The following is a 12,435-nucleotide window of genomic DNA, read 5'->3' on the forward strand; positions in this document are numbered from 1 at the left end:
CTGGGTGGGTGACCGGAAGGGAACGTTGCTCTCACCTTGCGCGAGGGCCGGATGAGAGGTCAGGCGCGGTGGGTTCCGGGGCGTCCGTCCGGCCAGAGCCTCGGGTGTCTGCCCGCCGCCAGGTCCTCCATCCAGCCGAAGCAGACGACGCAACCCGCGGTCAGCAGCCATACGGCAGGCAGCTGGGCCCAGGAGCTCACCAGGATCCAGTGGGCGTCGGTCTCCAGGAAACCGATGCTCCACAGGCGGTCCCAGAGGGACTCGACGGCCACGATGGCCACGGTGTGCCAGAGGTAGATCGTCACGGCACGTGAGTTGAGGAGGGTGATCAGGCGGTCCCAGCGGCGCAGGCGGCGGGGCCACTCCTGCCAGGCGGGGCTGAGATGCAGCAGGAGCAGCACGGCGGCGAAGGACCACAGGGACTGGGCGAACGGCATGTCGTCGAGGTCGTGGCCCTCCTCGAAGCCCTGGGTGGAGGCGTACCAGAGTCCGGCGCACGCCACCATCGGCGCGAGGGAGGGGACGACGTACCGGGGCAGCCGGCGCAGGACGCCCTCCTGGTGGGCCATGCCCAGCAGCCAGCACGCGCCGAACGCGCCGAGGTCGGTGAGTCCCGCCTCCAGCCGCCAGCCGGGGACGGTGAGGACGCCGAACTCCAGGGCCGCCGACAGGGCGATCGGCGCCAGGACGGTCGGCCAGGGCGCCGCCCGCAGGGCGCGCAGCAGCAGCGGGGACAGCAGCACGAACCACAGGTAGGCCCGCAGATACCACAGGGGTACGCCGACGGCGACGGCCCAGTCCTCGCCGATCAGCCCGTGGATGCCGGACAGGCCCTCGCCGTACGGCGGGTCGCTCAGCGGGAGGATCCAGAAAGCGAGGTGGAGCCACCACCACAGGGGGTGGCCGTCCTCGCTCGGGCCCCAGCCGCCCAGCAGCATGCCCGTCACGCCCACCGCGCCGAGCAGCCACAGGGGCGGCAGGAGGCGGCGGAGCCGGCCGCGGACGACGGCGGCGGCGGAGCGGCGGCCGAGGGAGCGGGCCATGAGATTGCCGGCCAGGGCGAACATCACGCCCATGGACGGGAAGACGACGGGCAGCCAGGCCCAGCCCATGAGGTGGTAGAAGACGACCCGGAAGAGGGCGATCGCGCGGAGAAGGTCGAAGTAACGGTCGCGGGAAGCCGGTTTCCGTTGTTTCTCCCGTACCGCTGCCTCCTCCGTCTCCTCCGTCTTCTCCGTCTCCTGGGCCGCCTCGGGCGTTGTCCGCGTCGGGAGGTCGGAGTGGTGGGTGCTCATCGGGCCGCCCCTTCCTCCACTGCCGCTTCCGCTGCCCCGGCCGTCCGCGTCTCCTCGCCGGGCGGGGCCGCCACCTGGCCCATCCGGCGCAGTTTCTGCCAGCGCAGCCGGCCGCCGGTGAGGGCCGTGATCCAGGACTGGAGCAGGACGATGTACATCAGCTGGCGGTAGAGGAGCTGTTGCAGGGGCAGCGAGATCAACGGGGTCAGCCGCTCCTTGTCCAGGACGAACGCGTACGCCGCGCAGACCGCCTGGACGGCGAGGACGCCGAACCAGGCCGCGATGGTCCTGCCCGTCGGGCCGAACAGCAGTCCGTAGATCAGGAACAGGTCGATCAGGGGCGCCAGCAGCGGGGCCACCACCATGAACAGGGAGACCAGCGGCAGACCGACCCGGCCGAAACGGCCCGACGGTCCGCGTTCCACCAGGGCGCGGCGGTGCTTCCAGATCGCCTGCATCGTGCCGTAGCACCAGCGGTAGCGCTGGGACCACAGCTGCTGCACCGACTCGGGGGCCTCCGTCCAGGCGCGGGCCTTCTCGGCGTACACCACCCTCCAGCCGTCGCGGTGCAGGGCCATGGTGATGTCGGTGTCCTCGGCGAGCGTGTCGTCGCTCATGCCGCCGACCCGGTCCAGGGCCGTGCGGCGGAACGCGCCGACCGCGCCGGGGATCGTCGGCATGCAGCGCAGGACGTCGTACATACGGCGGTCGAGGTTGAAGCCCATCACGTACTCGATGTGCTGCCAGGCGCCGATGAGGGTGTCCTTGTTGCCGACCTTGGCGTTGCCGGCGACGGCGCCGACGCGCGGGTCGGCGAAGGGCTGCACCAACTCCCGTACGGTGGACGGCTCGAAGACGGTGTCGCCGTCCATCATCACGATGAGGTCGTGCCGGGCGTTGGCGATGCCCCGGTTGAGGGCGGCCGGTTTGCCCGCGTTGAGCTGGCGCACCACGCGTACGCCGGGCAGGCGCAGGTCCTCGACGATGCGGGCGGTGCCGTCGCAGGAGCCGTCGTCGACGACGAGGATCTCCACCGGGTGGTCGCTCTTGACCAGTGAACGGACCGTGCTCTCGATGCACTTGGCCTCGTTGTACGCCGGGACCAGCACCGACACCGGTTCGGTGACCGGCGCGCTGGGGCCCCACACGAAGTCGGGGCGGCGGGTGCGACGGGTGTGGACCGCGGACAGCAGCAGCATCATGCCGAAGCGGGCGAAGACGAGGACGCCGATGACGGCGAGGCCGACGACGAGGATGCCGGTGAGGTCGTCGGCGGCCGTGACCAGCGCGGTCCACGCCCGGCCCTTCCACAGTTCGAGGCCACTGACCCGGGTGTGCGCGCTGGGCGCGTCGAGGGCCTCGGTGAGGTTCTCGAACGTGTAGCCCTGCCGCGCCAGCCGGGGCAGGTAGGTGTCGAGCGCCTGGACGGTCTGGCTGCGGTCGCCGCCCGAGTCGTGCATCAGGACGATCGCGCCCTCGCCGTCGGCGGGCGTGGAGTTGCGGATGATCTCCTCGACGCCCGGCCTGCGCCAGTCCTCGCTGTCGTCGCCGGTCAGGACGGTGAGGTAGCCGCGGCTGCCGATGTACTGGGTCACCGGCCAGGTGTTGTTGTCCAGCGCGGAGGCGGTGGCGGAGTACGGCGGGCGGAACAGGGAGGTACGGATGCCGGCGGCACCGGCGAGGGCGAGCTGGTTCTGGGTCAGTTCCCAGTCGATGCGCTTCGTCGACTGGTAGGAGAGATCGGGGTGGTTGAAGCTGTGCAGACCGATCTCGTGGCCCTCGTCGACCATCCGGCGCACGAGGTCGGGGTAGCGGCTGGCCATCGTCCCGGTGATGAAGAAGACGGCGTGCGCGCGGTGCTTCGCCAGGACGTCGAGGACCTGCGGTGTCCAGCGGGGGTCGGGACCGTCGTCGAAGGTGAGGACGATCCGGTGGTCCGGTACGTCGATGCTGGTGGCCTGTCCGCCACGGGTGTCGACGACGGGCCCGCCGTCGAGGATCGCCTGCGGCACCAGGTCGGCGGCGGCGTCCGGGCGGACGCGGTGGTCGGCGAGGACCTCACTGTGCACATAGCCGCGCACCAGGAGCATCCCCATCATCGCGAACAGCACGACGAGCGGCAGCAGATGGCGCAGGCGCAGGGGTGGCCGCAGGCGCCTGCGGGCGGCACCCGCCGAGGCCTCGCCCCCGGCGGGGACCCGGCCGCCTGCCGGCCGGCGACCACGCGAGCGGCCCCGGTTCGAGCGCCGGCCTGCCGAGGGCGGCAGCGGTGCGGGCGGCAGCGGTTCGCCGCCTCCCTCGTCGTCGTCCGGGGTGAACGGGACCGGCCCTGGGGAGGAGGGTGCAAGGGGTCCGGCGGACCGTCGGGTCGTGCGCCGGCTGCTGCGTGGAGCCATGAGGGACGTTCTTTCGGAGACGAGGACGGGCCGCCCGGACTCGGGGCGGGGACGACTGTGCCGGCGGGCGGAGCCTGTGCCGGCGGGCGGAGCCTGTGCCGGCGGGCGGAGCCTGTGCCGGCGGGCGGAGCCTGTGCCGGCGGGCGGACCGGAGGGAGATCCGACGGCGGTACGCGACGAGGCCATGGGCCGGCCGGTGCGGCGAGAGGCGCGCGCGACGCGGCCGGCGTGACGGGGCGAGGTCGGACGAGGCTCAGGAGGCGGCGGTGCCCGGGGACCCGGCCGGCTCGGGCGCGTCGCCGGGACCGGACGGGGACACCGATGACGGGGATGCCGATGACGGGGCCTGCGCCGGACTCGGCTGGGGTGAGGAACCCGCCCCCGGATCGGCACCGGAGGCCGCGGCCGTACCGGTCTCTTCACCTGAGCCGGAGCCGGAACCGCCCCCCGGCTCCGAGCCCGTGACCACCGGCTCCGCCGTGCCCCCCGCCACCACGGGGCCCGCACCGCCCGCCGGTGAGGGCTGGGGCGGCGGGGTGGATTCCACGGTGACCGGCGGAGTCGGCTCGGGCGGTGGCGGCGGCGACGCGGCCGGGGTGCTCGGCACCGGTGCCGGGGGCTCGCTGCTGAGGACCGGGCTGGGCCGGCCGGACGCGCTGGGCAGCGGGGGCCGCGGTGCGGCGGCGGACATGCTGGGCGGCACGGCAGCGCTGCCCGAAGCGCTGGGCGCCGCGCCCTTCCCCGAGGGGAGGGACGCCGGCCCGGCGGCCGGGAAGCCCGGGAAGCCCGGGAAGCCCGGGAAGCCGGGCGCCGCGAAGCCGGGCGGCGTCGGGGTGAGCGAGGAGCTGGGCTCGTCGGAGGTGTCGACCCGGGCGGCGGGCTCGTCGTCCTTCTGGCCCGGTACCGGCAGCCAGGGCGCTCCCGCGTTGCCGGACAGGAGCGTGCCGACGATGACGACGGCGTAGGCGGCGCAGGCGAGTCCCACGGTGATGCCGATCCGCCGGAAGGTACGGCCGCGTCGGCCGGTCTCGTCGACGAACACGGGTGCGTCGGAGGCGTCCGGGGCGTCGCCGCGCTTGCTCGTCGGCCGGTGCGGGGAGTCGAGCTGGACCGTCACCTCGTCGGGGTCGTTGCGCTCCGCGTCCGTGCCCGACAGGACGACGGACGCTTCTCCGGCCTCCTCCCAGGGGTCCCGGAGCCCGCCGTTCAACCGTTCGTTTTCGGAAAGGGCGTTCGAGGGCGACGAGTCGCCGCTCTGCCCGAGTTCATCCCGGTATCCGGGTAATGCTCCGCCCTCGGCGTCGAGGCCGGCGTCCGGGAGCGCGTCCCGGTCACTCTCCCCCGAACCGCCCGTCACTGGCTGCCGTACGCCGCCGGGAAACGCCTGGGCGCTTCCCTCCGCGGCCGGTACGTTTCCGGTCGGCGATGCCGCTTCCGGCCACTCCGGTTGGGCATCTTCCCGCCAATTCTTCACGTGCGCGTTTCCCCCCACGGGACACCACAGGTCGGTTGCCAGGCGCGCCCGAGACCGCGAGCACATACCGATGAAACCGGGCCCCCACCCGGTCAGCGCACCCCCAGCGACCCCAGCGTGCTCAGGCGACGAATCTAGCGCAGCCGGGATGCCAATGTGTGCGATGTCTCATTTATGGGTACACGCCATGTTCATGTCGATGGCCGGAATCCATCCCCCGGCGGGACGCTCCAGCCACCCTCGCGCGAACCCGAGTTCGACCGCCGCACGGCGTAGAACATCGAGCGCCGGATGGACCAGCCCCTTTCGCCACACCAGCGACACGGGGGACAGGGGGACCGGATCGACCAGGGGTCGCAGCACCGCTCCAGGCATGGCCGGAAAACCTACTGCCGCGAGGATCGGAAAGGGGTCCTTTGCCATGATCCGCCGGAACTCCTCCTCACCGACGGCGAGCGGCACGGGCGGTGCGACCTCGATGCCGCGCCCCTCGAAGAGGAGCCGGGCGAGGTCGGTCCACTCCGGGGTCCGCGGATTCCCGGCGCCCGCGTAGACCCGCTCCCCGGCCAGCGCGGACAGCGGTATCTCCTGCGACGAGGCCAGCGGGTGTCCCTCGGGCAGCAGCACCGCCATCGGCTCGTAGCGCACGAGCTGGTGGTCAAGCCGGGCCCGCAGTACCGGGTCCAGGCCCGCGTACCGGCCGAACGACGCGTCCAGCCGGCCCGCGACGATCTCCACGGCCGCGCCGGTCAGACCGCTCTCGAAGCGGGCCATCAGCTCCAGCTCCGGGGCGAGTTCACGGGCCCTGTGCAGCACCAGGCGGCCGGTGGCCAGCCCCGGCGAGTTGAGGTCCACCAGCAGCGGGCGGGCCGGGCCGAACGCGGCGAGCAGGTCGTCCAGCGCGCGGAGCACCTCGCGCGCGTGGGGCACCAGCCGCTCACCGTCGGCGGTGAGCGTCACCTGCCGGGTGGTCCGCACGAACAGTTCGGCACCCAGCTCGCGCTCCAGCCGCCGCACGTCCCGGCTGAGGGCCTGCTGGGCGACGTAGAGACGGGCCGCGGCGCGGGTGAAGTGGAGTTCCTCGGCGACGGCGAGGAAGGCGCGCAGCAGGCGGGGGTCGAGATGAGCGGGCATCCGGTGAATTTAGACCGCCCGGCATGGGGCAGGCGTCCTCGCTCCCTCCCCATGCCGGGCGGTCTTACAACCCAGGTGCGTGAATCGGCCCCGAACAGGTGTTGGACCCCATGATCGTCCGCGGGCGACCGTGAACCCATGCCGCCACCGAACCCCTACCGCGCTCTCTTCGCCGTCCCCGGCGCCCGCGCCTTCACCGCCGGGAACCTCATGGCCCGCCTGCCCATGGGCATGTTCAGCGTGAGCGCGGTGGTGATGATCGCCGGCACCCGCGGCTCGTACGCCCTCGCCGGTGCCGTCACCGCGACCGGGCTCGCCGCCACCGCGCTGGTCGCCCCCTGGACGGCGCGGCTCGTCGACCGGTACGGGCAGGCCCGGATCGCCGTACCGGCCACGCTGGTCGCGGTGCTCGGCAGCCTCGCCCTGGTGGTGTGCGTGCGCCGGGGCGCCCCGGACTGGACCCTGTTCGCCGCCTACGCCGCGACCGCGACCACGCCCAACACCGGTGGCATGTCCCGGGCCCGCTGGAACCACCTCCTGCGGGGCGACCCGGCCACCCTGCACACCGCGAACTCCTTCGAACAGGCCGCCGACGAGCTGTGCTTCATGCTGGGCCCGGTCCTCGCGGCCTTCCTGTGCGGCACCTTCTTCCCGGAGGCGGGCACACTGACCGGGGCGGTGCTGCTGGTGACCGGGACCCTGGTGTTCGCCGCCCAGCGCGCGACCGAGCCGCCGCCCCGTCCCGGTGCGGCGGCCGGACCGCCGCCGCTGCGGGCGCCCGGCGTCCTGCCCCTGCTGGTCTGCTGTCTCGCGCTGGGGGCGGTGTTCGGGGCGACGGAGGTCGTCACGATCGCGTTCGCGGACGCGCGCGGGCACGCCGCCGCCGCAGGCGTGGTGCTCGCGCTCCAGGCGGCCGGCTCGTGCGCCGCAGGGCTGGCGTTCGGGACGCTGCGGCCGGTGGGTCCGGCCGCGCGCCGGCATCCGTGGAGCGTGGCCGCGATGACGGTCCTGCTGACCCTGCCGCTGCTCGCGGCGGCCGTCGCCGGTTCGCTGCCGCTGCTGGCCGGCGCGCTGCTGGTGGCCGGGATGGCGACCGCGCCGACGATGGTCACCACGATGGCGCTGGTCCAGGAGCGCACCCCCGAGGGACGCCTCAACGAGGGCATGACCCTGGCGGTGACGGGCCTGCTCGGCGGCATCGCCTGCGGCAGCGCGGCCGGCGGCTGGGTCACCGACCACGCCTCCCCGGCAGCCGGCTACGGCATACCGGTGCTGGCGGCGGCGACGGCCCTGCTGATCTCCCTGGCGGCCGTCCGACGGGCCCAACCGGAGAAGCCCGGCCAGGACCGGCCGGACCCGGCCGAATCACGCACCTGCCATTGACGTGCCCACAGCAGCCACCTACCTTCGCCCGTCGAAGCGCTTCGACATCAGGCATCGAATCGATTCGACGGACGACAGCTGCGACGCGGCGGGCCCGCCCGGTCCGGCCGCGTGGCGAGCGTCCCTGCCGCGAGAACCATCCGACTCCCCCGGAGGCACAGGGTGTTGAAGGCACGACGCGCGGCCCACGGCACGCCCCGGGCCCTCGGCGTCCTCCCACACCCCCGACGTCCTCCTCACCCTCGTCCTCCGGCGCACGCTCACCCGCGGCAGCGCGGTCGGAGCCGTGAAGTAAGGACCCCCCACGTGAAGTTCACCGATGGCTACTGGCTCCTGCGCGAGGGCGTCACCGCCGCCCACCCGGCCGAGGTCCTCGACGTCGCCGAGTCCGACGGCGTCCTGGAGATCCACGCCCCGACCCGCCCGGTCCGCTCCCGCGGCGACCTGCTGACGGGACCGGTCCTGACGATCCGGGCGCACAGCCCGATGCCCGACGTCGTCGGCCTCACCCTGACCCATCTCACCGGCGAACGGTCCCGCGAGCCCGCCTTCGGCCTCACCGGCACGGACACCGTCCCGCGGATCTCCCTCGACGACCGGCACGCGACCCTCACCTCCGGCGACCTGTCGGTGCGGGTGTCGCGCTCCGGCCCCTGGCGGGTCGAGTTCCTCGCCCACGGGCGCTCACTGACCTCCAGCGGCCCGAAGGGCCTCGGCATCATGCGCGACGCGAGCGGCGCCCACTATCTGCGCGAACAGCTCGACCTCGGCGTCGGCACCACCGTCCACGGCCTCGGCGAGCGGTTCGGCCCCCTGGTCAAGAACGGCCAGAGTGTCGACATCTGGAACGCCGACGGCGGCACGGCCACCGAACAGGCCTACAAGAACGTGCCGTTCTACCTGACGGACGCCGGCTACGGCGTCTTCGTCGACCACCCCGGCAGGGTCTCCTTCGAGGTCGGCTCGGAGGCGGTGTCCCGCGTGCAGTTCAGCGCCGAGACCCAGGAGCTGACGTACTACGTCATCCACGGTCCCACCCCGAAGGAGATCCTGCGCAGGTACACCGCCCTCACCGGCCGCCCCGCCCTGCCGCCCGTCTGGTCCTTCGGCCTGTGGCTGTCCACCTCGTTCACGACCTCCTACGACGAGGAGACGGTCACCTCCTTCATCGAGGGCATGCGGGACCGCGAACTGCCGCTGTCCGTCTTCCACTTCGACTGCTTCTGGATGCGGGAGTTCCAGTGGTGCGACTTCACCTGGGACCCGCGGGTGTTCCCCGATCCGGCGGGGATGCTGGCCCGACTGAAGGCGAAGGGCCTGCACGTCAGCGTGTGGATCAACCCGTACATCGCCCAGCGCTCCCCGCTGTTCGCGGAGGGCAGGGCCCTCGGACACCTCCTGAGACGCCCTGACGGCGGCGTCTGGCAGTGGGACCTGTGGCAGCCGGGCATGGCACTCGTCGACTTCACCAGCCCCGCCGCCCGCGACTGGTACGCGGGCAAGCTGGAGGCCCTGCTCGCCCAGGGCGTCGACTGCTTCAAGACCGACTTCGGCGAGCGGGTGCCCCTCGACGTGGAGTGGTCCGACGGCTCCGACCCGGAGCGGATGCACAACCACTACACGTACCTCTACAACCGGACCGTCTTCGAGGTGCTGCGCAAGCACCGCGGCGAGGGCGAGGCCGTGGTGTTCGGACGGTCGGCGACGGCCGGCAGCCAGCAGTTCCCGGTGCACTGGGGCGGCGACAGCGAGGCGACCTACGCCTCGATGGCGGAGTCGCTGCGCGGCGGACTGTCCCTCGGCATGTCCGGGTTCGGCTTCTGGAGCCACGACATCGGCGGCTTCGAGGGCACACCGACCCCCGCCCTGTTCAAGCGGTGGCTGGCCTTCGGACTGCTGTCCTCGCACAGCAGGCTGCACGGCAGCTCCTCCTACCGCGTGCCGTGGCTGTTCGACGAGGAGTCCGTGGACGTACTGCGGCACTTCACCCGGCTGAAGCTGCGGCTCATGCCCTACCTGTACGAGGCCGCCCGCGTCGCCCACGAGGAGGGCACGCCCGTCATGCGGGCGATGGTCCTGGAGTTCCCCGACGACCCGGGCTGCGCCCACCTGGAACGGCAGTACATGCTCGGCCCCGACCTGCTGGTGGCCCCCGTCTTCAGCGACGAGGGGGACGTCACCTACTACGTGCCCGAGGGCACCTGGACCCACTACGTCACCGGGCGGACGGTGACCGGGCCGCGCTGGGTGCGCGAGCGCCACGACGCCATGAGCGTGCCGCTGCTGGTCCGGCCGGGCGCGGTGCTCCCGGTGGGCGCCCACGCCGACCGCCCCGACTACGCGCACGCCCACGGGGTCACCCTGCGGACGTACGGCCTGGAGCGCGGGGCGCGGGTGACCGTGCGGGCCGGCGAGGTCACCTTCACCGTCGTCCGCGAGGGGGACACCCTGCGGGCTTCCTGCGGTGACCCGGTCGCCCCCTGGGCGCTGGCGGCCGGAGACCGGCTGGCGCACGCCGAGGCGGGCACCGGGTTCCTCACCCTGGAGCTGGACCGATGGTGAAGATCACCGATGTGGCGCGGCGGGCCGGGGTCTCCCCCAGCACCGTGTCGTACGCCCTCAGCCGCAAGCGCCCGATCTCCGAGGAGACCCGGCAGCGCGTCGAGGCGGCCGTCCGCGAGCTGGGTTACCGCCCGCACGCGGGCGCCCGCGCCCTGGGCGGCAGCCGCTCCAACGTGCTGGCGCTGGTGGTGCCGCTGCGGGCCGGCATCGACGTCCCGGTCGTCATGCGGTTCGCGGTGTCGGTGGTGACGGCCGCCCGCGGCCACGACCACGACGTGCTGCTGCTCACCCAGGAGGAGGGCGAGGAGGGACTGCGCAGGGTCGCGGACACCGCCCTGGTGGACGCCCTGATCCTGATGGACGTCCAGCTCCGTGACCCCCGGCTGCCACTGCTGCGCTCCCTGGGCCGGCCGTCCGTGATGATCGGGTTCCCGTCCGAGGCGGCCGGGCTGACCTGCATCGATCTCGACTTCCGGGCGGCGGGCGAGGCCTGCGTGGAACATCTCGCGGGGCTGGGACACCAGGTGGTGGCGCTGGTCGGGTCGCCGCCGGAGGTGTATGTGCGGGGCACGGCGTTCGCGCAGCGGGTGGTGCAGGGCTTCACCGGAGCGGCCGACCGGGCCGGGCTGGCCTCCGCCGTGCATCCGTGCGAGGCGACGCCCGCCGCCGCCCGCCGGGTCGCCGAACAGCTGCTGCGCGACCAGCCCGCGCTGACCGGCGTGGTCGTCCACAACGAGGCGGTCCTGGAGCCCCTGGTCGACGCCTTCGCACGGCTGGGCCTGCGCGTCCCCGGCGATCTGTCGGTCACCGCGATCTGCCCCGACGCACTCGCCGAGGGCCTGCCGGTGCCCGTCACCTCCATCGCTCTGCCGGCCGCGGAGCTGGGCGCGCGGGCGGTGGACCTGCTGATGAGGAAGCTGGCCGGCGAGGAGGTGCCGGAGGCGACCCTGCTGCCGCCCCGCCTCACACGGCGGGCGAGCACGGGACCCCGGGCCCTGGGCTGAGGACGGCACACAGCAGAGAACCCCGCCTCCCTGGGGAGGGAGGCGGGGTTCTCTGTTCACATGGGGTGGTGGAGATGGCGGGAATCGAACCCGCGTCCAACGGTGCAGAATCAGGGCTTCTCCGTGCGCAGTTCGCTGCGATTTTCTCGGCCCCGGCGATCACGCGAACAAGTCGCCGACGGGCCCAGTCACTGTTTGATTTCCCATCGCACCCCGTGACCGGGCGCAATGGTTTAGTCCCCTAGATTATGCCAGGATCCGGGTCGGGAACACTCCCGGGCTGACACCCATTAAGGGTCCTTCACTCACTGCTTATTAGGCAGCGAGGGCGAAGGACTGGGAATCGCTCTTGGAATTGGCGATTATTTTTTGCGACATATGGTTAACGAGATCATTGCCGCTTCCTCGACACGCTTCCCCTGCTTCAACAGCCGCTGTCGAAACCGATCATCCCCATGTTGATTTTTCAATGCCCCCGAGGGGGCGGCTCGTCCCCTCTGCGGAGGACTGATGCCATCGTACGTGACCAACGCACCGCGATGCCAGCCTATTCCCGGCGCCCGGCCGGGCCCCGGCGGCGCCGGCCCGCTACTGGGCCGCTACTGGGCCGCCCGCTGCTTCCGCTTGGCCGCCGCGATCACCCGGTCCGACTCCCGCCGGTCCTGCTTCTCCCGCAGGGTCTGACGCTTGTCGTACTCCTTCTTGCCTCGCGCGAGGGCGATCTCCGCCTTCGCGCGGCCGTCCTTGAAGTACAGGACGAGCGGCACGATCGTGTGTCCCGTCTCCTCCGACTTCGACGACAGCTTGTCGATCTCCTCGCGGTGCAGCAGCAGCTTCCGCTTGCGGCGCGCGGAGTGGTTGGTCCAGCTGCCCTGGCTGTACTCAGGGATGTGCGCGTTGTGCAGCCACGCCTCGTCGCCCTCGATCTGCACGAAGCCGTCGGCCAGCGAGGCACGCCCCTGGCGCAGCGACTTCACCTCGGTGCCGGTGAGCACGAGCCCGGCCTCGTAGACGTCGATGATCGCGTAGTCGTGCCGGGCCTTCTTGTTCTGCGCGACGATCTTGCGCCGGCCCTTGGTCTTGTCCTCGGCCGGCTTGCCCTGCTTCGGCTGGGACTCCTTGGGTACGTACATTGCCTTGTTCATAGTCCGGCCATTTTCGCACCTGCGGGGCCCTTGAGGGAAAGC

Annotated in this window: 8 protein-coding genes and 1 other RNA gene; 3 read left to right on the plus strand and 6 right to left on the minus strand. The window is 72.5% G+C overall.

The genetic code is table 11. The features are described from left to right. Nucleotides 1-59 precede the first annotated feature (59 nt). The 4 genes from P1P75_RS11155 to P1P75_RS11170 all read right to left on the minus strand — a co-directional run bounded on the left by P1P75_RS11155 (nucleotide 60) and on the right by P1P75_RS11170 (nucleotide 6,299). Nucleotides 60-1,295 carry an acyltransferase family protein gene (locus P1P75_RS11155; RefSeq protein ID WP_319254096.1) on the minus strand — a complete coding sequence of 412 codons (1,236 nt, stop codon included), beginning with the start codon at nucleotides 1,293-1,295 and terminating at the stop codon, nucleotides 60-62. After that, on the minus strand, nucleotides 1,292-3,394 hold the full coding sequence (locus tag P1P75_RS11160; protein ID WP_319254126.1) for a bifunctional polysaccharide deacetylase/glycosyltransferase family 2 protein: 2,103 nt from the start codon (nucleotides 3,392-3,394) through the stop codon (nucleotides 1,292-1,294). The genes P1P75_RS11155 and P1P75_RS11160 overlap by 4 nt, the downstream gene beginning before the upstream one ends. 550 nt (nucleotides 3,395-3,944) lie before the next feature. Continuing rightward, the gene (locus P1P75_RS11165; RefSeq protein WP_319254098.1) at nucleotides 3,945-4,901 is read right to left on the minus strand and encodes a translation initiation factor IF-2; all 957 of its coding nucleotides are present in this window, start codon (nucleotides 4,899-4,901) and stop codon (nucleotides 3,945-3,947) included. Between the two features lie 432 nt (nucleotides 4,902-5,333). Then, nucleotides 5,334-6,299: a LysR family transcriptional regulator gene (locus tag P1P75_RS11170; RefSeq protein ID WP_319254100.1), complete on the minus strand. Its 966-nt coding sequence runs from the start codon at nucleotides 6,297-6,299 to the stop codon at nucleotides 5,334-5,336. A gap of 138 nt (nucleotides 6,300-6,437) precedes the next feature. Here P1P75_RS11170 and P1P75_RS11175 point away from each other — a divergent pair, with 138 nt between their 5' ends. The 3 genes from P1P75_RS11175 (at nucleotide 6,438) to P1P75_RS11185 (ending at nucleotide 11,248) form a co-directional block, all read left to right on the plus strand. Then, nucleotides 6,438-7,682: an MFS transporter gene (locus tag P1P75_RS11175; protein WP_319254102.1), complete on the plus strand. Its 1,245-nt coding sequence runs from the start codon at nucleotides 6,438-6,440 to the stop codon at nucleotides 7,680-7,682. Nucleotides 7,683-7,988: 306 nt separating this feature from the next. Then, entirely contained in the window at nucleotides 7,989-10,244 is a 2,256-nt protein-coding gene (yicI, locus tag P1P75_RS11180) for an alpha-xylosidase (RefSeq protein WP_319254104.1), read from the plus strand. Next, the gene (locus tag P1P75_RS11185; protein WP_319254105.1) at nucleotides 10,238-11,248 is read left to right on the plus strand and encodes a LacI family DNA-binding transcriptional regulator; all 1,011 of its coding nucleotides are present in this window, start codon (nucleotides 10,238-10,240) and stop codon (nucleotides 11,246-11,248) included. Before yicI ends, P1P75_RS11185 begins: the two co-directional genes overlap by 7 nt. A 66-nt stretch (nucleotides 11,249-11,314) precedes the next feature. Here the strand turns inward: P1P75_RS11185 and ssrA are convergent. Next, nucleotides 11,315-11,703: a transfer-messenger RNA gene (gene ssrA, locus P1P75_RS11190) on the minus strand. A gap of 144 nt (nucleotides 11,704-11,847) precedes the next feature. Then, nucleotides 11,848-12,381 carry an SsrA-binding protein SmpB gene (gene smpB / locus P1P75_RS11195; protein WP_319254107.1) on the minus strand — a complete coding sequence of 178 codons (534 nt, stop codon included), beginning with the start codon at nucleotides 12,379-12,381 and terminating at the stop codon, nucleotides 11,848-11,850. Nucleotides 12,382-12,435 lie beyond the last annotated feature (54 nt).

The sequence above is a fragment of the Streptomyces sp. ID05-39B genome (genome assembly GCF_033794725.1).
Taxonomy (GTDB): Bacteria; Actinomycetota; Actinomycetes; order Streptomycetales; family Streptomycetaceae; genus Streptomyces; species Streptomyces bobili.